This window comes from Stenotrophomonas sp. S49 (assembly GCF_016624905.1).
Lineage (GTDB): Bacteria > Pseudomonadota > Gammaproteobacteria > Xanthomonadales > Xanthomonadaceae > Stenotrophomonas.
Window position 1 is genome coordinate 1 of record NZ_JACVUD010000080.1, and the last position, 19,944, is coordinate 19,944.

22 protein-coding genes are annotated in these 19,944 nt (G+C 67.3%); 3 read left to right on the forward strand and 19 right to left on the reverse strand.

All coding sequences use genetic code 11. The features are described 5' to 3' along the window. Positions 1 to 73 precede the first annotated feature (73 nt). The 15 genes from IAE58_RS15420 to IAE58_RS15490 form a co-directional block, all read right to left on the reverse strand. The gene (locus IAE58_RS15420; RefSeq protein WP_108752396.1) at positions 74 to 592 is read right to left on the reverse strand and encodes a DUF2271 domain-containing protein; all 519 of its coding nucleotides are present in this window, start codon (positions 590 to 592) and stop codon (positions 74 to 76) included. A gap of 29 nt (positions 593 to 621) precedes the next feature. Beyond that, complete coding sequence (locus IAE58_RS15425; RefSeq protein WP_199932330.1) at positions 622 to 1,260, reverse strand: PepSY-associated TM helix domain-containing protein; 639 nt, start codon at positions 1,258 to 1,260, stop codon at positions 622 to 624. Positions 1,261 to 1,449: 189 nt separating this feature from the next. Continuing rightward, a complete protein-coding gene (locus tag IAE58_RS15430) occupies positions 1,450 to 3,876 on the reverse strand; it encodes a TonB-dependent receptor (protein ID WP_199932329.1) in 2,427 nt (808 codons plus the stop codon). Positions 3,877 to 4,020: 144 nt separating this feature from the next. Beyond that, positions 4,021 to 4,413 carry a hypothetical protein gene (locus IAE58_RS15435; RefSeq protein WP_199932328.1) on the reverse strand — a complete coding sequence of 131 codons (393 nt, stop codon included), beginning with the start codon at positions 4,411 to 4,413 and terminating at the stop codon, positions 4,021 to 4,023. Positions 4,414 to 4,588: 175 nt separating this feature from the next. Further along, positions 4,589 to 5,266: a Fe2+-dependent dioxygenase gene (locus IAE58_RS15440; protein ID WP_108755601.1), complete on the reverse strand. Its 678-nt coding sequence runs from the start codon at positions 5,264 to 5,266 to the stop codon at positions 4,589 to 4,591. A 49-nt stretch (positions 5,267 to 5,315) separates the two neighbouring features. Beyond that, a complete protein-coding gene (locus IAE58_RS15445) occupies positions 5,316 to 7,634 on the reverse strand; it encodes a catecholate siderophore receptor Fiu (protein ID WP_199932327.1) in 2,319 nt (772 codons plus the stop codon). A 140-nt stretch (positions 7,635 to 7,774) separates the two neighbouring features. Next, positions 7,775 to 8,176, reverse strand: coding sequence for a hypothetical protein (locus IAE58_RS15450; protein ID WP_199932334.1), 402 nt, complete (start codon positions 8,174 to 8,176; stop codon positions 7,775 to 7,777). Between the two features lie 195 nt (positions 8,177 to 8,371). Continuing rightward, on the reverse strand, positions 8,372 to 8,704 hold the full coding sequence (locus IAE58_RS15455; protein WP_199932326.1) for a non-heme iron oxygenase ferredoxin subunit: 333 nt from the start codon (positions 8,702 to 8,704) through the stop codon (positions 8,372 to 8,374). Beyond that, the gene (locus IAE58_RS15460; RefSeq protein WP_199932325.1) at positions 8,701 to 9,240 is read right to left on the reverse strand and encodes a GNAT family N-acetyltransferase; all 540 of its coding nucleotides are present in this window, start codon (positions 9,238 to 9,240) and stop codon (positions 8,701 to 8,703) included. The genes IAE58_RS15455 and IAE58_RS15460 overlap by 4 nt, the downstream gene beginning before the upstream one ends. A gap of 46 nt (positions 9,241 to 9,286) precedes the next feature. Further along, the gene (locus tag IAE58_RS15465) at positions 9,287 to 9,916 is read right to left on the reverse strand and encodes a transposase (protein ID WP_233614505.1); all 630 of its coding nucleotides are present in this window, start codon (positions 9,914 to 9,916) and stop codon (positions 9,287 to 9,289) included. A gap of 93 nt (positions 9,917 to 10,009) precedes the next feature. Next, a complete protein-coding gene (locus tag IAE58_RS15470) occupies positions 10,010 to 11,266 on the reverse strand; it encodes a cysteine desulfurase (protein ID WP_199932324.1) in 1,257 nt (418 codons plus the stop codon). Next, the gene (sufD, locus tag IAE58_RS15475) at positions 11,263 to 12,525 is read right to left on the reverse strand and encodes a Fe-S cluster assembly protein SufD (protein ID WP_199932323.1); all 1,263 of its coding nucleotides are present in this window, start codon (positions 12,523 to 12,525) and stop codon (positions 11,263 to 11,265) included. Before sufD ends, IAE58_RS15470 begins: the two co-directional genes overlap by 4 nt. Further along, entirely contained in the window at positions 12,525 to 13,289 is a 765-nt protein-coding gene (gene sufC, locus IAE58_RS15480) for a Fe-S cluster assembly ATPase SufC (protein ID WP_108748841.1), read from the reverse strand. Before sufC ends, sufD begins: the two co-directional genes overlap by 1 nt. A gap of 64 nt (positions 13,290 to 13,353) precedes the next feature. After that, the gene (sufB, locus tag IAE58_RS15485; protein ID WP_108748842.1) at positions 13,354 to 14,829 is read right to left on the reverse strand and encodes a Fe-S cluster assembly protein SufB; all 1,476 of its coding nucleotides are present in this window, start codon (positions 14,827 to 14,829) and stop codon (positions 13,354 to 13,356) included. A gap of 17 nt (positions 14,830 to 14,846) precedes the next feature. Further along, positions 14,847 to 15,302, reverse strand: a complete 456-nt coding sequence (locus tag IAE58_RS15490; protein WP_199932322.1) for an SUF system Fe-S cluster assembly regulator — start codon at positions 15,300 to 15,302, stop codon at positions 14,847 to 14,849. A gap of 204 nt (positions 15,303 to 15,506) precedes the next feature. Here IAE58_RS15490 and IAE58_RS15495 point away from each other — a divergent pair, with 204 nt between their 5' ends. Then, positions 15,507 to 15,974, forward strand: a complete 468-nt coding sequence (locus IAE58_RS15495) for an SET domain-containing protein-lysine N-methyltransferase (RefSeq protein WP_108748844.1) — start codon at positions 15,507 to 15,509, stop codon at positions 15,972 to 15,974. 193 nt (positions 15,975 to 16,167) lie between these two features. Beyond that, positions 16,168 to 16,710, forward strand: coding sequence for a type 1 glutamine amidotransferase domain-containing protein (locus IAE58_RS15500; RefSeq protein WP_199932321.1), 543 nt, complete (start codon positions 16,168 to 16,170; stop codon positions 16,708 to 16,710). A 77-nt stretch (positions 16,711 to 16,787) separates the two neighbouring features. On the opposite strand, the gene IAE58_RS15505 is transcribed toward IAE58_RS15500, so the two are convergent. The 4 genes from IAE58_RS15505 to IAE58_RS15520 form a co-directional block, all read right to left on the reverse strand. Beyond that, complete coding sequence (locus IAE58_RS15505; RefSeq protein ID WP_199932320.1) at positions 16,788 to 17,384, reverse strand: DUF1439 domain-containing protein; 597 nt, start codon at positions 17,382 to 17,384, stop codon at positions 16,788 to 16,790. An 80-nt stretch (positions 17,385 to 17,464) separates the two neighbouring features. Further along, the gene (locus IAE58_RS15510) at positions 17,465 to 18,007 is read right to left on the reverse strand and encodes a hypothetical protein (RefSeq protein ID WP_199932319.1); all 543 of its coding nucleotides are present in this window, start codon (positions 18,005 to 18,007) and stop codon (positions 17,465 to 17,467) included. Between the two features lie 55 nt (positions 18,008 to 18,062). Continuing rightward, the gene (locus IAE58_RS15515; RefSeq protein WP_108752408.1) at positions 18,063 to 18,371 is read right to left on the reverse strand and encodes a DUF3861 family protein; all 309 of its coding nucleotides are present in this window, start codon (positions 18,369 to 18,371) and stop codon (positions 18,063 to 18,065) included. A 319-nt stretch (positions 18,372 to 18,690) separates the two neighbouring features. Continuing rightward, positions 18,691 to 19,089 carry an HU family DNA-binding protein gene (locus IAE58_RS15520; protein ID WP_108748848.1) on the reverse strand — a complete coding sequence of 133 codons (399 nt, stop codon included), beginning with the start codon at positions 19,087 to 19,089 and terminating at the stop codon, positions 18,691 to 18,693. Between the two features lie 359 nt (positions 19,090 to 19,448). Here IAE58_RS15520 and IAE58_RS15525 point away from each other — a divergent pair, with 359 nt between their 5' ends. After that, positions 19,449 to 19,880, forward strand: a complete 432-nt coding sequence (locus IAE58_RS15525; RefSeq protein WP_108748849.1) for an OsmC family protein — start codon at positions 19,449 to 19,451, stop codon at positions 19,878 to 19,880. Positions 19,881 to 19,944 lie beyond the last annotated feature (64 nt).

Consider the following 19,944-nt stretch of genomic DNA (forward strand, 5'->3'; position numbering starts at 1 on the left):
CTTCCTGCGGAAGGGATCCGACCCCGGGGTCGGATCCCTTCCGCAGGAAGGGCTCTGACCCCGGAAAGGAGAATCAGGGCTTCACGGCCAGGGTGACCAGGCCCAGTTCGGTGGCGCCCTGCGCCTTGCCGTTCTGTGCGGCGGTGGCCGGCCAGGTGAAGGGAATCTTCAGCAGTTCGCGGCCGCCGACTTCGCGCACCGCTTCCACCACCAGGGTGTAGTTGCCGGGGGCCAGCTGCTTCAGCGCCGGCTGCTTGTCGGTGAACGACAGCGCGTGCTTGCCGGCCGGGCGGGTGGGGCCGGTCACGCCGTCCACCGGCACCTGCAGGGTGCGGCCGCTCTTGCGCCACCACTGGCGCAGGTCGGGCAGCCACTTGGTGCCGTGGCCTTCGCTGTTGCTGGTCTGCTGGTACCAGACCGACAGGTTGGCGGCGACCTTCTGGTCGGCCCCTTCCAGCCACACCGCCACGTACGGGCGGTGGTATTCGGCCACGTTGAGCTTGGGCACTTCAACGTTGATGTCCAGCGTGGTGGCGTAGGCGGGGCTGGTGGCCAACAGGCCGCTGAGGGCGATGGTGAGGGTGACGCGCATGGGGCGGCTCCGAAGGGAACGGTTGGAAGTCAGTGGATCAGCAACAGGGCGATCAGCAGCGGAATCATCAGGCCCAGGCCGACCAGCGGCCAGGTCATGCGCCGCTGCCGCGCATGCAGGTGCAGCAGGAACAGGCCGGTGATGCAGAACACCAGGCAGGCCACCGCGAACAGGTCCAGGAACCAGCCCCAGGCCGGGCCGGCATTGCGGCCCTTGTGCAGGTCGTTGAGGTAGGACACCACGCCGCGCGAGGTGGATTCGTATTCCACGGCGCCGGTTTCGCGGTCGATGCTCAACCAGGCATCGCCGCCGGGGCGCGGCAGCGACAGATAGATTTCTTCGGGCGACCATTCGGCCGGGCGGCCGCCGATGGCGATGCCCAGCTGCTGGTCCAGCCACTGCCGCGCCGGGCGCGGGATCGGCGCGTTGCCGTCTTCGCGCGTGCCCAGCTGGGCCAGCACTGCCTGCGGCAGTTCCAGCTGCTGGTTCTGCACCTGCGGCTTGGCTTCGATTTTCGCTGCATGGTTCAGGGTCAGGCCGGTGGCCGCGAACAGCAGCATGCCGATCAGGCACACCGCCGAGCTGATCCAGTGCCACTGGTGCAGGGTACGCAGCCAGAAGCCACGGCTCTGTTGCTGCTGCACGGTGGACGAGGCAGGACGGCTCACGGTGTTTTTCGGGGCAGGTGAAGACCACCCATTACAGCATTAATGAGAATGGCTCGCAATTAGGTGTCGTTGTGTATCCCGCGCGGGTAGATCCACGCCATGCGTGGATGGAGCGGTGCCGACCAAGGTTGGCACCCACCAGAGCAGGGCGGTTGGCACCCACCACAGCAGGGCGGTGGGTGCCGCCACTCAGAAGCGGAAGTTCAGGCTGACCCAGACGCTGCGGGCCTTGTCCTTGTTGTTGTAGTCATCTTCGAACAGCACTTCGTTGGTGTCATCGGTGTAGATGCCATCGCCGTCCAGATCGGTGAAGAAGGTCTGGTAGGTGGTGAAGTCGCGGTCCAGCAGGTTGTTGATGCGGGCGTTCACCGTCAGCCACTCGGTGGCCTCGAACGAGGCGCCCAGGTGCAGCACGGTGTAATCCTTGTAGTAGCGTTCCTGGCCGGTCACCGTGCTGATGCCGCCATAGCGCTTGGAGCGCGCTTCGGCGGTCAGGAACACGTTGAAGCGGTCACTGGCGCGCCAGTCGAAGGTAGCGTTGGCCATGTGCCGCGCGCTGTTGCCCAGCGGCCGGCCCTTTTCGGCGCCGCTCTTCTGCTCGCTGTCGGTGAAGGTGTAGTTGGCGCGCAGGCTGAACTGATCGCTGATGTTCCAGCGCCCGGCCACTTCGGCACCCTGGATCACCACCTCGTCGATGTTCACCGTGCGGGTGCTGCTGGCATAGCCCAGGTCGGCATATTCACCGGTGGAACTGCACGACAGGGTCAGCGCCGCACCGCAGGGCTGCGAGGCGATCTTGTCGTCGAAGCGGTTGTGGAAGGCGGTGGCATTGAAGCTGTGCCCGGCCGGGTGCTGCCAGTAGACGGCCAGTTCGGTGCTGGTGCTGGTTTCCGGCTTCAGGTCGGGGTTGCCGAACATGGGCGAGGTGCCCTGGCCACCGAAACCGATCACGCCGTCGTACAGCTGGGTGGTCTTGGGCGTCTTGAAGCCGGTGCTGATGCCACCCTTCACCGTCCAGGCTTCGTTGACGGTGTACACGCCGTACAGGCGCGGGCTGAGCTGGTCGCCGAACACTTCATGGTCGTCGTAGCGCAGGCCGTAGGTGATCGCCAACGGTGCCAGCACGGTCCATGTGTCCTCGGCGAACAGCGAGTACATGTTGTGGTCCTGGCTCAGGCCCGGCGTACCGCGCTCGGTACCGAACACGCCGTCGGTCAGTTCACCGCGGATCACCTGCGCGCCGACCACGGCCACGTGCTGGCCGGCGGCCTGGAACGGAATGTCCAGCTTCGCATCCAGGGTGTACTGCTCGCTTTCCAGGGTGCGCGCCGGGCGCGGCAGGAAGGTCGATTCGGCCAGCGCGCGGCGTTCGGCCAGCGGCAGCCCGGCATACGGGCCGGTGGCATCGATCATCTGCAGCAGCTGCACGCGCTCGGCCACGGTGAAGGGCATGGTGCGCCCGTCGTTGTTGGTGGCCACGTGCGAAAGCGAAACCAGGCTGTTGCCAAAGCCCCAGCGGCCTTCATGGGTGATCGCCCAGGCATCGCGGGTGAATTCCTGGCTGGGGCTGTAGCCCACGCGCGGATCGGCGCGGCGCGACCAGGTGCCGCCGTTGTTGCGGCAGGCGTTGGCATTGGCACCGCTGGCACCGCGGCAGAAATTGCTGCTGCGCCAGATGCTGCTGATGCTGTCCACGGTGCCGACCGGGTATTCCTCTTCGCCGGCGTCGTTGATCTTGATCGCGTTGTCGTACTCCTGGCGCGAGGTGTCGTAATCCAGGGTCAGGCGCTGGGTATCGCTGATGTTCCAGTCCAGGCTGATGCCGCCGGCCTTGTTGGTGTTGTCCACGGTCTTGCCACCGCCACCGAAGCCCAGCGAGCGGTCATGGGCCACGCCGCTGGGGTCGAGCACCGGGCTGTACACCGGGTTGGAGGCATCGCGGTCGTACCAGCTGGCGCGCGCCGACAGGTTCAGCACGTTGGGCACCAGCGGGCCGGTCACGTAGACATCGGCGGTGCGGTCGTCGCCGAACTGGTCGTCGGTCTCAAAGGTGCCGCCCAGCGTGGCCGAGCCGCTCCAGCGGTCCAGCGAACGCTTGGTGATGATGTTGATGACGCCGCCCATGGCATCGGCGCCGTACAGGGTGGAGGCCGGGCCACGGATCACTTCGATGCGCTCGATCGCATCCAGCGGCGGGATGTGGTTGAACTGGTTGCCGCCGAAGTTGTTCGGGTAGATGTCGCCGTGGTTGTTCTGGCGGCGGCCGTTGACCAGGATCAGCGTGTAATCCGAGCCCATGCCACGCATGGAAATGGTGCCCTGGCCGGTCTTGTCACGGGTTTCGCCTACGTCCACGCCTTCCAGGTCGCGCACCGCGTCCAGCAGGGTCATGTAGGGGCGGGTGGTCAGCTCTTCCTGGGTGATGACGGAAATGCTGGCCGGGGCGTCGGTGATCTTCTGTTCGAAGCCCGAGGCGGTGACCACCACGGTATCCAGGGTCTGCGGTGCGCCGGCGGCGGCACCGTTGGCGTAGGCAGGGGCGGCGAAGGCCGCCAGCACGGCGCTGGTCAGCAGGTGGCGGGACAGGGACGAACGAACACGATGGCGCTGGGCCATGGCAGGAACCTCGAAGGATGCGAGCGCGCGCGGAACCGCGCGGCAGGCGCGGTGGCGGCAGGAATGCCCGGTCAGGGGCGGCAGGGAACGAACACGCAGCGGCGCGCTGGCTGTACCGCCGATGCGGTCAGCCAGGGCCGGGGATCAGGCCAGCGGCGGCGCCTGGCCGCGTTGCTGGCGACGCCCGGGCGCGTCGGCCCAGGGCGTGTCCGGAGCGGCCAGCGGCCAGTCCGGCTGCGCGACGGCATGCGCCGGCGCGGTCGGGATCAACTGCAGTTCGCTGTGCAGCCACTGGCGTGCCAGCAGCAGGGGCGGCGCCGTGTCGGTTGTCTTCTGCGGGGTTGCAGCGCAGCGGCGCAGCTTGGCCGGGGCCTCTTCGTGCGCCCCGCGCTCACCGCCACGTTCTTCCAGCGGCTGCTGCTGTGCCTGGGCCAGGCCCGCGTGGGCAACCGGCAACAGTGGCAGGGTGCCCAGCAGCAACGCCAGCATCGCCACCCACGCCAACAGGCTGGCCAGCACAGGCCGGCGGCCGCGCATGGCGGTACCAAGCTGCACGTGGCGAAGCGGGCGGGGGCGAAGCGGGCCAAGCAAGATGGGCAACCCTGGGAACGGCCGGAACCGCCGGCGTCAACGGGGCGTGATTGTAATGAGAGCGGTTAGCAGTTGCAAATGAGAACGATTGTCAGGTGGCGTCGCGTGCCGGGCAGATCGCTCAGACCTCGCTCCAGCGCCGCAACAGGTTGTGGTAGACGCCGGTCAACTGCAGCACGGCACCGGGGTCGGCGCTGGTCTGCCGCAGGCGCTCGATGGAGGTATCCATTTCCCACAGCAGGCGGCGCTGGGCATCGTCGCGGATCATGCTCTGCACCCAGAAGAACGAGGCCACGCGCGCGCCGCGGGTGACCGGAGTGACCTGGTGCAGGCTGCTGGACGGGTAGACGATCAGGTCACCGGCGGGCAGTTTCACTTCGTGTTCGCCGTAGGTATCGCTGATCACCAGCTCGCCGCCGTCGTATTCCTCCGGCGCGGACAGGAACAGGGTGCAGGAAATGTCCGAGCGCAGCTGTTCGCCGTGGGCCAGGTTCATCACTGCGCCGTCCACATGGAAACCGTAGGTGCCGCCGCCGGTGTAACGGTTGAAGCGTGGCGGCAGGATCTTCAGCGGCAGGGCCGCGGCAAAGAACAGCGGGTGGCGCTGCAGCGCGGCCAGCACGATGCTGCCCAGTTCGGCTTTCAACGGCGATGCATCGGGCAACTGCTGGTTGTGCTTTACCCGCGCGCCCTGCACGCCCACCGTTTCGCGGCCATCGGCCCAGTCGGCCGCATCCAGGCGCTGCCGCAGCTGGGCGACATCGTCGGAAGACAGGACCTGCGGAATGTGCAGCAGCATGGCGATTCCTCGAAAGGCGCGGGGGAGACGGGCTCCCCCGCGCGCTGCATCAGAAGCGGATGTCCGCGCTGAGCAGGAAGGTGCGCGGTGCACCCGGGGTGTAACGGTAGCCGCTCTTGTTGATGCTGGCCACGTACTGCTTGTCGAACAGGTTGTAGCCGTTCAAGCGCAGCGACACGTGCTCGTTCACGTCCCACGAGACCATGGCGTCGTACACCGCATAGGACTTGGTGAACGACGGGGTGCCCACCGCGCCGTCGGTGCCGCGGTGCATGCCGGCGGCGTAGCGCACGCCACCGCCCACGGTGATGCCGTGCGGCAGCACGTAGCTGGTCCAGCCGGTGAACGTATCGTCCGGGGTGTAGGTCAGGTTGGTGGTGCCGTCGGCGGCCACCTTCGCGCCTTCCTTCACTTCGGTATCCAGATGGCTGAAGCCGGCGCTGACCGACCAGTTCTCGGTCACCCGGCCGACTGCCGACAGTTCCACGCCCTTCACCCGCTTGCTGCCGGTCTGGGTGGGGTTGCCGGCATCGTCCAGCACGGTGGTGTTGATTTCATTGTCCACGTCGGTCTGGAACAGCGCCAGGTTCACCGCCAGTGCGTCATCCATGAAGCCCCACTTGCTGCCCACTTCGAAGGTCTTGGCCTTCTGCGGGTCCAGTTTGGGGTTGTCGGCGCTGCTGGCCGAGCTGCTCAGCTGGAAGTTGGCGCCGCCCGGCGGCTGCTGGGAAATGGCGTAGTTGGCGTACAGGCTGACCGTGTCGCCCACCTTGTACAGCGCGCCCAGCTTCCAGTTCAGCAGGGTGTCGCTGGCTTCCAGGGTGGGGTTGCGCAGCACGGTGCCGGTGGGGTTGCTGCCGCACACCGGGCCGCCACGACCGCCACACACCGACGCGCTGGCGTATTCGGTCTTGTAGTGGTCGGCGCGCACGCCGGCGGTCAGCAGGAAGCTTTCACCGAAGGACAGGGTGTCGAACAGGTAGACCGAGGACGTGGTGGTCTTGCCGTGCGCGTCGGCACCGTTGTGCGCCCAGTTCAGACCGCTGACGTTCCAGTCCGGGTCATACAGGTTGGCGGCTGGCCAGCTGGTGCCGGCGGTGGCGGCCTGGCCGTAGCTGTCCAGTTCTTCGCGGGTGAATTCCAGGCCGGCGCTGAGTGCGTGGCCGACCGCGCCGGTGGCGAAGTCCGCGCGCAGGTTCAGCTGATCGGTCAGGATCGTGTTGCGCTGGTCCTTGAAGGTCGGCAGGCTGCGCGCGATCGCGTAGCTGGAGAGGTCGGCCGGGTTGGTATAGGTGATGCTGCCGGTCGGGCGGCCGCCCGCGCCGCGCACGCCGGTGCCCATGAAGGCAGTGAGCAGGTAGTCCTGTTCGGTGCGGCCCCAGCGCGCGGTGTTGGTCAGGCGCACGCTGTCGTTGAAGTCGTGCTCGAAACGCAAGGTGGCCATCTGCGCGGTCACGTCATCGTGGTCGGCGCGGGTGCCGTAGAAGTTTTCCGGATCGACAGGGTGCCCGGCCAGTGCTTCCAGGGTCGGCTGCGGGGTCCAGCCCGGCAGGCCCAGGGTGGGCACGCCGCCATCGGGCACGTTGTCCTGCTTTACGTACAGCAGGTTGAGGTAGTAACGGGTCGCCGTGCCCAGGCCGAAGGCCAGCGAGGGTGCGATGCCCCAGCGCTTGTTCTGCACGTGGTCGCGGCCGGGCTGGTCGCTGTCCTGCCACATGCCGTTGATGCGCAGCGCGCTGGTGGCGCCCAGCGACTGGTTCCAGTCGGCGGTGGTGCGGCGCTGCTGGTCGCTGCCCAGCGAAATGCTGGCCGAGGCGGCGTCCTGCAGGTTGGCCTGCTTGCTGACCAGGTTGATCGCACCGGTCGGTGCCGAACGGCCATTGTCGGTGCCGGCCGGGCCCTTGGTCACTTCCACCTGTTCGATGTTGAACACATCGCGGGAAATCGAGCCGAGGTCGCGCACGCCGTCCACGTACAGGCTGTTGGAGGTGTCGAAGCCGCGCATGAACAGCGCATCGCCGGTGGTGGTGTTGCCGTTCTCGCCGGCATAGAAGGTGCCCACGCCGGGGCTGTTGCGCAGCGCTTCGGTCAGCGTGGTGGCGCCCTGCTGGTTGAACAGGTCGCTGGTGATGACCTGGATGGTCTGCGGGGTGTCCTGCAGGCGCTGGGTGAACTTCGGCGAGGCCACCTTGTCGGCCTTGTAGCCGCGCGTGGCGTGCACGTCGATCTTGTCCAGGGTGCGTGCGTTGTCGGCCGCCTCGGCGTGGGCCAGGGCGGGCAGGGTGGCCAGGCCGAGGCCGGCGGCCAGGGTGGCCAGCGGCAGGGAACGAAGCGGGGTGGCGTGCTTGCGGCTCTTGATGGGGCTCATGGGCATGGGAATGAAAGACAGGAATGGGCCGTCGGCGCGTGCGCGACAGGGGCGGGAACGAGGGCGGGAACAGGAACGCGCGCACCGCGGAGGCGGGCGGGAAACGAGGATGCGGCCAAGCGCGCGCAGGCGCGCCGCGATCAGGCCAGGACGGCCGGGGGCGCGTGCGAGGGCGGCTGGCGCCGGTTGCGGGTGGCGACCGCCGTGGTGACTTCCGGGGCGACCGTGGTGTGCGGCGGCGCGACCGGCGGTGTGCGCTGGCAGAGCTGCGCAGGCGGCAGGGGGTCGTCTTCCTGCCCACCTTCGGCCGGCGCTTCGCTGCGCGGCAGGGCTTCGTCCGGGGGCAGGCCGCCGTCGGGCACGTGCGGCGCGCTGTCCAGCAGAGTGGCTGGCGAGGCCGCCATCAGCGACGGTGCCGCCGCGCCCCGGCCCTCATGCAGGGCCGACCAGCCCAGCAGCAGGGTCAGCAGCGCTGCGGCAAGCAGCGGCCACCCCTGGCGGGCAAGCTGGCACAGCGTGGCGGTGGCCGCAGGCGAAGCCATGGCGCGGTGGCGTTACAAACCGTTACGAACGAGGCGCGCAGGATAACACCAACGATAATGATTCGCATCTGCGCGGCAGGCGGCGGTTCGTGAGCAGGCCTTCGGCGGCCTGGCAGGCCCATGGCGGCTGGTGTGCGCCGAAGCCGCCACCTGGGTGGGCCGGTGCGCACCGGGGTGCGCAACGACCTTGCTGGGTCAATCGCGGTCGTCGCGGGTCCAGATCGCGTCGTGCTCGCGTTTCACCGGAAACTTCGGCACGGCGGTGTAGGCCGGGGCACACAGGGCGCGACCATCGCGCACGTCGAACCGCGCGCCATGCAGCACGCATTCGATGCTGCCCTCGCTGGTGTTGAACTCACCCGAGGACAGTTCGAATTCCTCGTGGGTGCACTGGTCTTCCAGCGCATACAGTTCGCCGTCCAGGTTGAACACGACGATGGGCGTGCCGGTCACCTCGTCGAACACGCTCTTCATTTCACCCGGCAGCAGTTCCGCGCCAGCGCAGACGAAGGTCCAGGCCCCGCTCATGCCGATGCCCCGGCCAGCGGCTTTTCCAGGATTTCAAAGCGCAGGTCGTCGCGCTTGGGAATGCCGAAGCGTTCGTCGCCATAGGGGAAGGGCTTCTTGATGCCGGTGCGCTGGTAGCCGCGGCGCTCGTAGAAGGCGATCAGTTCATCGCGCACGTCGATCACGGTCATCTGCATGACCGGCAGCTGCCACTCGCGCGCGGCATGGGCTTCGGCCGCTTCCATCAGCTGCTTGCCGACGCCACCGCCCTGCTGGGCCGGGTCGACCGAGAACATGCCGAAGTAGCCCTTGCCGTCGACATCGGCGACGTGGGCGCAGGCCACCAGGCGGCCCTCGCGTTCGGCCAGCAGGATGGTTGAGCGCGGGCGGTCCAGGTCGGCCTGGATGCCCTCGGCGTCGATGCGGGCACCGTCCAGCAGGTCGGCTTCGGTGGTCCAGCCGACGCGGCTGGCATCGCCACGGTAGGCGGAGGTGACCAGGGTGATCAGGGCGGGGATGTCGGCCGGCGTGGCGGCGCGGAAAGTCAGGGTGCTCATGCCGCCATTCTAGGTGGGGTGGGGGCGCCCGCAAATGGTCGCGGGGTCAGATCCCTTTCGCAGCGCGAAAGGGCTCTGACCCCACCAGCGGCTCCGTCAACCGCCGCTGCGACTGCAGCGCCCGCCGCATCACCGCCAGGTCACCCGCAGGGACGCCCTGATCGATGAACTCCGCATAGCGGCAACGCCGCGATTCCACGTCAGCGGCAATGAGCTCAAACGCAGAATGCGGCACGAGCAACGCATTTGCCCGGCCTTGCGCATTGGCACGATAGCTCGACCAGTTATAGTCCCCGGGATGCGCAACCATCCCTGCCCGCACCGGGTTGAGCTCGATGTAGCGCTGGCAGGCGAGCAGATACCGATCCGTATCAATCACCGTGGAATGGAAACGCCCTTCCCAGAGGCTGCCAGTGCGGCGTTCGCGCTCATTTACATGGCGCACGTAGGTGCGGTTCACTGCCTGCATCATCCGTGACATCCCGCTGGGGGCGTCGGGCGTCACCAGCAGGTGGACGTGGTTGCCCATCAGCACATAGGCGTGAATGCTGCAGCGGTGTTCGTTCGCGCAATCGCGAAGCAGGCCCAGATGAAGCGCGGGGTCACGGTTGCTGAAGAAAACGGCTTGGCGATTGTTGCCACGCTGGACGACGTGTTGCGGGTAGCCGGGGGGCATCAATACGACGTGGCCTTGGCTTGGGGGTCTCCGGAAGCCAAGGGGTCAGAGCCCTTTCGCCGTGCGAAAGGGATCTGACCCCGGTCTGCGGGCTCAGCCCAGCAGTTTGCGCACCTTGTTCAGCGCCACGATGAAGCGCTCGATCTCGGCGTGGGTGTTGTAGAACGCCAGCGAGGCGCGGCAGGTGGCGGCAACGCCGTAGTACTGCAGCAGCGGGTGGGCGCAGTGCTGGCCCGAGCGCACGGCCACGCCTTCCAGATCGAGCAGGGTGGCCAGATCGTGGGAATGCGCGCCGTCGATCATGAACGAGACGACCGCGGCCTTGTCCGGCGTGGTGCCGAAGATGCGCAGGCCGTCGATCTTCTGCAGCTCTTCGGTGAAGTGCGCCAGCAGTTCGGCTTCACGCGTTTCCACGTGGTCCTGGCCGAGCGCTTCCAGATAATCGGCGGCCACGCCCAGGCCAATGAAGCCGGAGACGTTGGGGGTGCCGGCTTCGAACTTGTGCGGGGCGTCGTTGAACACGGTGCCGTCGAAGCTGACTTCCTTGATCATCTCGCCACCACCGAAGAACGGTGGCATGGCATCCAGATGTTCGCGGCGCGCCCACAGGGCACCGGTGCCGGTCGGGCCGCACATCTTGTGGCCGGTGATGGCATAGAAGTCACAGCCGATCGCGGCCACGTCCACCTTGCGGTGGGGCACGGCCTGCGAGCCATCGACCACGGTGATGATGCCGCGCTTGCGTGCCTCGCGGCAGATCTCGCGCACCGGGTTCACCGTGCCGAGCACGTTGGAAACGTGGGCCACGGCCAGCAGCTTCACCTCGGCGGTCATCGCCTTGCGCAGCGCGTCCAGGTCCAGTGCGCCGTCGGGGGTGATCTCGGCCACGCGGATGGTGGCGCCGGTGCGCTGGGCGACCAGCTGCCACGGCACGATGTTGGCATGGTGTTCCATGCGCGAGACCAGGATCACGTCACCGGCCTTCAGCCGTGGCAGTGCCCACGAATAAGCGACCAGGTTCAGCGCGAAGGTGGTGCCGCTGCACAGCACCAGCTCGCTGGCGCGGACGTTCAAAAAGCGCGCCAGCTTGTTGCGCGCCCCTTCGTAGGCGTCGGTGGCTTCGGTGCCCAGCGCGTGCACCGCACGGCTGACATTGGCGTTGTAGCGGCGGTAGAACTCGTCCACCGCGCCGATCACCTGCACCGGCTTCTGGCCGGTGTTGGCGTTGTCGAAATAGACCAGCGGCTTGCCGTGCACTTCGCGCATCAGCAGCGGGAAGTCCAGGCGCACGCGGTCCCAGTCGGGGGCAGCGGCGCGTTCTTCGATCGGGCGCGGGGTGGACAGGTTCATGCCACGCCTGCCTCGGCCAAGGCCTTGTCCAGGCGCCGTGCCAGCTGTTCGCGCAGCGCGTCGGGCAGCACCTTCAGCGGTTCGTGGCAGAACGCGGCGCTCAGCAGGGCCTGCGCCTGGGCCTGCGGTAGGCCGCGCGAACGCAGGTAGAACAGCGCGTTGGCATCGAGCTGGCCGACGGTGGCACCGTGTGCGGCCTTCACTTCGTCGGCGTCGATCACCAGCACCGGCTGGGTGTCGATCTCGGCATCGGCCGACAGCAGCAGGTTCTTGTTGGACAGGTTCGCGTCGGTGCCGTCGGCGCCTTCGCGGATCTGGATGCCGCCATGGAACACCACGCGGCTGCGGTTGGCGGCCACGCCGCGCCACAACAGCTCGCTGCTGGTGTCGCGGGCGATGTGGTCGATGCCCAGGCGGGTGTCGACGTGGCGGCGGCCATTGCCCAGCAGCACGCCGTTGGCGGTCAGCTGTGCGTTGTCGCCTTCCAGGCGCACGTTCAGTTCGTGGCGGCTGAGTGCGGCGCCCAGTTCCAGGTCCACGCGGTGGTACTGCGCATCGCGCGCCAGCACCGCATCGGTACGCAGGAAGCTGGTCTGGCGCGCGCTGCCAGCCTGCACGCGGGCGTGCGTGAGCACGGCATCGCGGGCGACGTGGGCATGCAGCACGGTGTTGTCCAGGTGGGCCGAATCGCCCACGCTGAAGCGGTGCTCGACCACGCCCAGGCTGGCGCCGGCACGCAGTTCGATCAGGTGGCGGTGGTGCCAGGCCAGGTCGGTATCGCCGGCCACGCTGGCGAACACCAGCTGCAGCGGCACTTCAACCTGCACGCCTTCGTCCACGCGCAGCACCACGCCTTCATCGGCCAGGGCAGCGTTGAGGCGGGCAAACACTTCGTCGCTGCGCTCATAGCGGCGGCCAAGGAAGCGCGCGGCATCCTCGCCGGCGGCCAGTGCGCTGGACAGCGCTTCCAGCTGCACGCCGGCCGGCAGTCCGTGGGTGTCGCTCAGGCCATCGTGCAGACGGCCGTTGACGAACACCAGGCGCGGTGCGGGAATGTCGGCCAGTGCCTCGGCATCCAGCGCGGCCGGGGCCTGCGGTGCGGGCGCGAAGGCGCGACGCTCCAGCTGGCGCAGCGAGGTGTACTTCCAGGCTTCGCTGCGGGCGGCCGGCAGGCCATCGCGCAGGGCGGCATCGAGCACGTCGCGGCGCGCATCGCTGCCGCAGAAGGCCTGGGCCATCGAGTCGAGCAGGGCGCTCATCAGACGGCCGCCTCGCGCACCACGCGATCCTTCAGGAAGTCGTAGCCGTGCGCTTCCAGTTCCAGCGCCAGCTCCGGGCCACCGGTCTTGACGATGCGTCCGTCGGCCAGCACGTGCACCACGTCCGGCTTGATGTAATCCAGCAGGCGCTGGTAGTGGGTGATGACCAGGAACGAACGGTCGGCTGCGCGCAGCGCGTTCACGCCGTCGGCCACGCTCTTCAGCGCGTCGATGTCCAGGCCCGAATCGGTTTCGTCCAGGATCGCCAGCTTCGGCTCCAGCACGGCCAGCTGGAAGATCTCGTTGCGCTTCTTCTCGCCACCGGAGAAGCCTTCGTTCACGCCACGGTGCAGCAGCTCGTCCTTCAGGTGCAGCACGGCCAGCTTCTGCCGCACCAGCTTCAGGAACTGCATGGAATCCAGTTCGTCCTGGCCGCGCGCCTTGCGCTGTGCATTCAGTGCGGCGCGCAGGAAGTAGGTGTTGTTCACGCCGGGGATTTCCACCGGGTACTGGAACGCCAGGAACAGGCCGGCGGCGGCGCGCGCTTCCGGGTCCTGGTCGAGCAGGTCCACACCGTCGAACTGCACGCTGCCTTCGGTGACTTCGTAGCCGTCACGGCCGGCCAGCACATTGCCCAGGGTGGACTTGCCGGCGCCGTTGGGGCCCATGATGGCGTGCACCTGGCCGGGCTTCACGTCCAGCGACAGGCCCTTGAGGATTTCCTTGTCGCCGATGCGGGCGTGGAGGTTGTCGATCTTCAGCATGATACGAATCCAGTAGCGCCACGCCGTGCGTGGCTGAATAATCAGAACGAAGGCAGCAGGCGGGTCAACCCACCGACCCTTCCAGCGAGACTTCCAGCAGCTTCTTGGCTTCCACCGCGAATTCCATCGGCAGTTCGCGGAACACCTGCTTGCAGAAGCCGTCGACGATCATCGACACCGCGTCTTCCTGGCTGATGCCACGGGCGCGGCAGTAGAACAGCTGGTCGTCGGAAATCTTCGAGGTGGTGGCCTCGTGCTCGACGGTGGCGCCCGGGTTCTTCACCTCGATGTAGGGGAAGGTGTGGGCACCGCACTGCTTGCCGATCAGCAGCGAATCGCACTGGGTGTAGTTGCGCGCGCCATCGGCGTTGCGGTCGACCTTGACCAGGCCGCGGTAGGTGTTCTGGCCGCGGCCGGCGCTGATGCCCTTGCTGACGATCTTGCTCTTGGTGCGCTTGCCGACGTGGATCATCTTGGTGCCGGTGTCGGCCTGCTGGCGGTGGTGGGTGAGCGCCACCGAGTGGAACTCGCCCACCGAATCGTCGCCCAACAGCACGCAGGAGGGGTACTTCCAGGTAATGGCCGAACCGGTTTCGACCTGGGTCCAGGTGACCTTGCTGCGCGCGCCACGGCATTCGGCACGCTTGGTGACGAAGTTGTAGATGCCGCCCACGCCGTTCTCGTCGCCCGGGTACCAGTTCTGCACCGTGGAATATTTGATCTCGGCGTCTTCCAGCGCCACCAGTTCCACCACCGCGGCGTGCAGCTGGTTCTCATCGCGCATCGGCGCGGTGCAGCCTTCCAGGTAGGACACGTAGGCCTTGTCCTCGCACACGATCAGGGTGCGCTCGAACTGGCCGGTGTGGCCGGCGTTGATGCGGAAGTAGGTACTCAGTTCCATCGGGCAGCGCACGCCCTTGGGAATGAACACGAAGCTGCCATCGGAGAACACGGCCGAGTTCAGCGCGGCGAAGTAGTTGTCGCCCACCGGCACCACGGTGCCCAGGTACTGGCGCACCAGTTCGGGGTGTTCCTTGATGGCTTCGGACATGGAGCAGAAGATGATGCCCTTCTCGGCCAGTTCCTTGCGGAAGGTGGTACCGACGGACACCGAGTCGAACACCGCGTCCACCGCCACGCCGGCCAGCTTGGCGCGCTCGTGCAGCGGCACGCCCAGCTTGTCATAGGTATCAAGCAGTTCCTTGGGCACGTCATCCAGCGAGGCGTACTTCGGGCCCTTCGGCGCCGAGTAATAGCTCAGTGCCTGCAGGTCGATCGGAGCGATCTGCAGCTTGGCCCAGTTCGGCATCGGCATGGTCAGGAAGTGACGGTAGGCGTCCAGGCGCCACTGCGTCATCCATTCCGGCTCTTCCTTCTTGGCCGACAGGGCACGGATGGTGTCCTCGTCCAGGCCGGCAGGAAGCGAGTCCGATTCGATCTCGGTGATGAAGCCGGCCGAGTACTTGCGGCCGAGCTGCTCATGGATCTCGCGGTTGGGGGTGTCGTCGTGGGCGACGGTTTCGATGGTTTCGGTGGCCATGGGGGGCTGCCTACGGATCAGGAGACGACGTCGACAGCGATGGTGCGGCGCTGTTCGTCATCGACAAGGGGAAGAGGGGGCAGGATCTGGGCCAGGCTGACAGCGCGCAGGGCCTCGGACACCACATCGTTGATCAGCCGCCAGCTGCTGCGCGCGCCGCACTTGGGCGCCATGCCGCACTGGTGGTGGTCGTGGCTGCATTCGGTCAGGGCCAGCGGCCCTTCCATCGCTTCGACCACCTCGAACAGGGTGATCTGCCCGGGCGCGCGGGTCAGCCGGTAGCCGCCGCGCACGCCGCGCAGGCCTTCCACCAGACCGGCCTGGGCCAGCGGCTTGAGCACCTTGCTGACGGTGGGCGGTTCCAGACCAGTGAATTCAGCCAGCTCGGTGGCACTGAGCACGTCGCCCGGGCGGGCGGCGAGCACGGTCAGCACGACGGTGGCGTAATCGGTGAGCTTGGTGACGCGCAACATGGGGATGCGAGTGGTTCTTAAAGCGGACTGAAATTGTACGCTTTTCTTCGCCGGCATCCAACCCGGCCATTCAGCCGGCGCTGGGCCGGCGGCGGGGCACCCCGGCAGCGGGGTGGGGGGACATGCTGCGGCATGGGGGTGATTTTCGCAATCACTGTGAATGGGTGAGAATCGGGGTTCCTATTGCTGCCAACCCCCTTGCCGATGCCCAAGAAGATCCAAGCCCGCAAGTCCGCCATCCATGGCAACGGCGTGTTCGCCGTGGCCCCGATCAAGCAGGGCGAGCGCGTGATCCAGTACAAGGGCCTGCTGCGCAGCCATGGCGATGTCGATGCCGATGACAGCGGCGATGTGGAGAGCGGCCACACCTTCCTGTTCACCCTGAACGATGACTGGGTGATCGACGCCAACTACAAGGGCAACGACGCGCGCTGGATCAACCACAGTTGCGACCCGAACTGCGAAGCGGTGATCGAGGAAGACGAAGACGGCGACAGTCGCGGCGACAAGGTGTTCATCGAGGCGCTGCGCGATATCAAGGCCGGCGAAGAGCTGACCTACAACTACGGCATCGTGCTGGCCGAGCGCCACACGGCCAAGCTGAAGAAGATCTGGGAGTGCCGCTGCGGTTCGCCCAAGTGCACCGGCACGATGCTGCAGCCCAAGCGCTGAGCGGTGTCTGTAGAGTCGAGCCATGCTCGACTGCTTTGCAATGGCAGTCGAGCAAGCTCGGCTCTACGGGTAAAGAGCAGTCGAGCAAGCTCGACTCTACAAGGGCCGCCTGCACCTTGCGTGCACGGAGGGGTCACCGGCGTGCAATGGGTCTTCAGCCACGCTGTCTGCTCCTTTTGGCGGAGCATCCGACATGGCACAGCGACTTGGTGGCAAGCAGATTGCCATTCTTGCGACCCACGGCTTTGAACAGTCCGAACTGACCGAACCCAAGCGGCTGCTGGAAGCGCAGGGCGCTACGGTGACCGTGGTTTCCCCCGCGAAGGAGGCCAGTATCAAAGGGTGGAAGGACAAGGACTGGGGCGGCGTGGTGGCCGTGGACCTGCCGTTGGCCGAGGCTGACGCGGGGCAGTTCGACGCACTTGTGCTGCCAGGCGGGGTGATCAATCCCGATTCGCTGCGGACCGATGAGGCCGCATTGGGCTTCATCCGCAGCGTGGCGGCGGCGGGGAAACCGGTGGCCGCGATCTGCCACGGCCCCTGGCTGCTGATCAACAGTGGGCTGGCCGAAGGCCGCGAGGTGACATCCTGGCCCTCGCTGCGACAGGATCTTGCCAACGCCGGCGCACGCTGGCGCGATGCCGAAGTGGTGGTGGACGGCAATCTGATCACCAGCCGCAAGCCGGACGATATCCCGGCGTTCAGCGAAGCGGTGGTGAACGCACTGGCGGCGTGAGCGGTAGCGCCGGGCCATGCCCGGCGAACGGGACGCGTGGGAAATGCAGAAGCCGCCGGGCATGACCCGGCGCTACCTTATTTGCCCAGCAGGCCGGCGGGCACCAGGCTGCCCAGGTTCTGGTTGAAGGTGACCACCAGCTTGCCGTTCTTCACCTGCGCCGACTGCACCTGCAGGGCGCCCAGCACGCCGGCCATGGTCGGGTCCAGCTTGTAGATCGGTTCGCGGCGCGCGTAGTCGCTCAGTGCGGCGTTGAGCAGGGCGCGGGTGCGCGAATCCAGGCGCCCGCCCTGGCTGGCCGGGGTGAAATCGTCCACGGTCGGTTCCTGCAGGTGGAAGCCTTGGGTCTGGGCGTCATAACGCAGGCCGCTGCTGAGCTTCACCTTGCCCAGGTTGGTCGGGTTGCCGCCTGCGGTGGCCAGCGCCAGGTCCATGCCCAGGTTCAACCGCTCGCCGGCCGGCAGGCTCAGTTGCGGGTGGCTCATGGTCAGGGCGATCAGCCCACCCAGCGCGTCCTGCGTGCGTGGGAAGCTGCCATCCAGGTATTGCTGGACGTCACTGGCACCGACCGACAGTTCGCGGCCGGAAATCGAGGGGGCTGCCTGTGCGCCGATCGCCGCGGCGATCAGCACAGTGGATGCAGCAACACGGGTCAGCAGGGAACGCAGGTGCATGGCGGTGACCGGGCAGGTGATGGGATGGCTCACAGAGTAGCGGTGGCCGCTGAATCGCGGGTGCACGCTGCGAAAGGGATTCAGTCCAGCGTGGGTTCCAGCTTTGCCGACTGGATCTGCCAGCCCTGGCCGTCGGCGCGTGGCTGCACGCGGTACCAGCCGTGGAAGCGGAAGGTGCCCTGGCCGGTCGTGGCACGCACCCGCACCGGCACTTCCAGCAGGCGGCTGGGGCGTTCGTAGTCGCGGGGAACGGGCGGTTCGCTGTCCAGCCGCAGGCTGCGCAGGTCCGGCAGCTGCCGCAGCAGCGCGTCGTCGGCATGGCGCGGATCTGCCGGGGCGAAGGTCCAGGCCGCATCACTGCTGCTGCGGTTGCCGTTGAGCAGGGCCAGCATGTAGCGGTTGAGCATGTGCGCGGGTGCTTCGCTGCCGGCTGCGACTGCGCCGAACAGCGGGTCAACCGTCCGCGGTGCGAGGGCGCTTGGCGGGGCGTCGGCAGCAGGGGCCGTCGCGACAGCTGCGTCGGCCGCTGCGGCGGTGGTGGCGGCCGACGCGGGTGCGTCCACCGGGGCGCGCGAACACCCGATCAGGGCAAGGGCAAGGCACCCCCCCAACATACTGCGCATGTCTGCCTCCTCCCCGAGGCCAATGGGAGGCGGCAGTGTATCGGCTGGGCGGGAATCAGCGCGATGCGATGCGCTGGTCCAACGCCTGCAGCGCGGCCAGCAGGTCGGGCGCCACCGTCGCCAGGGCGTGGCCTTCGCTGTCGGCATGGCGCTGGACGATATCGCGCAGCAACTGCGCGGCGACCACCAGGGTGGCGCGCTCGTCACCGCTCAGGCCGGGCGTGCGCGGGGCGGCTTCCAGCAGGCGCATCAGGTCGCGGCTGGCGCGGTGTTCCAGTTCGATGGTGCAGCGCCCGGTGCACTGGTGCCCGTCCTTTTCGATGGGGGTCACCGAGATCCGGTAGCGGGTGGAGGGGCTGGCCATGAGAGGTGTGCTCGCCTGTAGGTGGGGGGATGTGCCCACCATAGGCAAGGCGGTGACCGGCGGCGACGGCCCGCGCTGCACGCAGTGTTCCACCCGGTTCGTTCCCGAAGCGGAAAATGTCGGCTGCGGCCAATGCTGGCGCGGCTGTGGGCGGGCAGGGCACGCGCAGGGAAACGCTGTGTTGCGGATTGTCCTGGGGTGGCGCGCATCCACACATGGCGTGGATCTACTGGCGGGTTGTCTGGGCGTGGGTACATTGCGCGCAAAAAAACGGGACGGCCTGGGCCGTCCCGTCAGAAGATCGCCGTGGGGCGCGCGCTTACAGCGCAGCGTCCTTGAGCTTCTTCAGCGGGCGAACCTTGAGCTTGGTGGTGGCCGGCTTGGCGGCGAACCACTGTTCTTCCTTGGTGAACGGGTTGATGCCCTTGCGCTTCGGCTTGGCCGGCACATTGACGGTGGAGATCTTCAGCAGGCCCGGCAGGGTGAAGGAGCCAGCGCCCTTCTTGTGCACCGAGGAAGCGACAGCGCTTTCCAGCGAGGCCAGCACAGCGCGCACGTCCTTGGCGACAACGCCGGACGCTTCAGCGATGTGTGCAACCAGGCCCGACTTGGTCAGCACTTCCTTGATCGGCTTCGGAGCGGCCGGCTTGGCGGCTGCCTTCGTCGCGACTTTCTTCACTGCCTTTTTCGGGGCAGCCTTCTTAGCGGTCTTTGCCATGGTTTCCTGTTCCGTGAACGGTTGGTTGTTTGGTCGGCGCCGAACCCCGTCGGCAAGCGCAATGTAGGGCAACTCGTGGGCGCCGCCAATAGCCCGCAGTGCTGAAAGTGCAGGTTTTTTCATATCCAGACCGATTCAGTACATGGCGCGCGGCAGGGGATTGCGCGGCTCTGGTGCGCTGCGGGATGCGGGCGATCTGCGCGAAAGTACTGAAAACAAGGGAAAAGTGCGCATTCGCCTGGCGAAGAAGTGTCCACGGCGCTGGCCCGGGACAGCGTTTGCCACTGCGGCGGAGCGACGCAGGGCTAACGCCGGCCGTGGCAGGGTAAGCGTTCACCAACGCCACGCAGGAGCAGCACATGGGAATCTCGCGACACGCCACCGCGCACTGGGAAGGGGATCTGAAGTCGGGCAAGGGCCAGTTGAGCACCCCGCAGAGTGGGCTGCTGGACAAGACCCGCTACGGCTTCAACAGCCGCTTCGGCGAGGAAAAGGGCACCAATCCGGAAGAGCTGATCGCCGCCGCGCACGCGGGCTGCTTCACCATGGCGCTGTCGGCCAAACTGGGCGAGGCAGGGTTTACACCGACCTCGCTGGACACCGAAGCCAAGGTGGATCTGTCGATGGAAGGCGGCCCGCAGCTTTCGCAGATCCGCCTGAAGGTGAAGGCCGTGGTGCCGGGCATCGATGCCACCCAGTTCCGCGCCATTGCCGATGACGCCAAGCAGAACTGCCCGGTGTCCAAGGCGCTCAGTGCGGTGCCGATCAGCCTGGATGCCGAACTGGGCTGAGGCCGGGTAGCGGCGGGGCCCCCCCCCCCCCCCCCCGGCGGGGCCCAGGACGGGGGGGCCCGGG

Excerpts from the sequence above, each read along its gene's own strand:
- sufC (WP_108748841.1), bottom strand. The coding sequence starts at position 13,289 with ATGCTGAAGATCGACAACCTCCACGCCCGCATCGGCGACAAGGAAATC.
- sufB (WP_108748842.1), bottom strand. The coding sequence starts at position 14,829 with ATGGCCACCGAAACCATCGAAACCGTCGCCCACGACGACACCCCCAAC.
- IAE58_RS15455 (WP_199932326.1), bottom strand. The coding sequence starts at position 8,704 with ATGAGCGGGGCCTGGACCTTCGTCTGCGCTGGCGCGGAACTGCTGCCG.
- IAE58_RS15440 (WP_108755601.1), bottom strand. The coding sequence starts at position 5,266 with ATGCTGCTGCACATTCCGCAGGTCCTGTCTTCCGACGATGTCGCCCAG.
- sufD (WP_199932323.1), bottom strand. The coding sequence starts at position 12,525 with ATGAGCGCCCTGCTCGACTCGATGGCCCAGGCCTTCTGCGGCAGCGAT.
- IAE58_RS15450 (WP_199932334.1), bottom strand. The coding sequence starts at position 8,176 with ATGGCTTCGCCTGCGGCCACCGCCACGCTGTGCCAGCTTGCCCGCCAG.
- IAE58_RS15500 (WP_199932321.1), top strand. The coding sequence starts at position 16,168 with ATGGCACAGCGACTTGGTGGCAAGCAGATTGCCATTCTTGCGACCCAC.
- IAE58_RS15505 (WP_199932320.1), bottom strand. The coding sequence starts at position 17,384 with ATGCACCTGCGTTCCCTGCTGACCCGTGTTGCTGCATCCACTGTGCTG.
- IAE58_RS15490 (WP_199932322.1), bottom strand. The coding sequence starts at position 15,302 with ATGTTGCGCGTCACCAAGCTCACCGATTACGCCACCGTCGTGCTGACC.
- IAE58_RS15435 (WP_199932328.1), bottom strand. The coding sequence starts at position 4,413 with ATGCGCGGCCGCCGGCCTGTGCTGGCCAGCCTGTTGGCGTGGGTGGCG.
- IAE58_RS15445 (WP_199932327.1), bottom strand. The coding sequence starts at position 7,634 with ATGAGCCCCATCAAGAGCCGCAAGCACGCCACCCCGCTTCGTTCCCTG.
- IAE58_RS15430 (WP_199932329.1), bottom strand. The coding sequence starts at position 3,876 with ATGGCCCAGCGCCATCGTGTTCGTTCGTCCCTGTCCCGCCACCTGCTG.
- IAE58_RS15495 (WP_108748844.1), top strand. The coding sequence starts at position 15,507 with ATGCCCAAGAAGATCCAAGCCCGCAAGTCCGCCATCCATGGCAACGGC.
- IAE58_RS15470 (WP_199932324.1), bottom strand. The coding sequence starts at position 11,266 with ATGAACCTGTCCACCCCGCGCCCGATCGAAGAACGCGCCGCTGCCCCC.
- IAE58_RS15520 (WP_108748848.1), bottom strand. The coding sequence starts at position 19,089 with ATGGCAAAGACCGCTAAGAAGGCTGCCCCGAAAAAGGCAGTGAAGAAA.
- IAE58_RS15465 (WP_233614505.1), bottom strand. The coding sequence starts at position 9,916 with ATGCCCCCCGGCTACCCGCAACACGTCGTCCAGCGTGGCAACAATCGC.
- IAE58_RS15515 (WP_108752408.1), bottom strand. The coding sequence starts at position 18,371 with ATGGCCAGCCCCTCCACCCGCTACCGGATCTCGGTGACCCCCATCGAA.
- IAE58_RS15525 (WP_108748849.1), top strand. The coding sequence starts at position 19,449 with ATGGGAATCTCGCGACACGCCACCGCGCACTGGGAAGGGGATCTGAAG.
- IAE58_RS15460 (WP_199932325.1), bottom strand. The coding sequence starts at position 9,240 with ATGAGCACCCTGACTTTCCGCGCCGCCACGCCGGCCGACATCCCCGCC.
- IAE58_RS15420 (WP_108752396.1), bottom strand. The coding sequence starts at position 592 with ATGCGCGTCACCCTCACCATCGCCCTCAGCGGCCTGTTGGCCACCAGC.
- IAE58_RS15510 (WP_199932319.1), bottom strand. The coding sequence starts at position 18,007 with ATGCGCAGTATGTTGGGGGGGTGCCTTGCCCTTGCCCTGATCGGGTGT.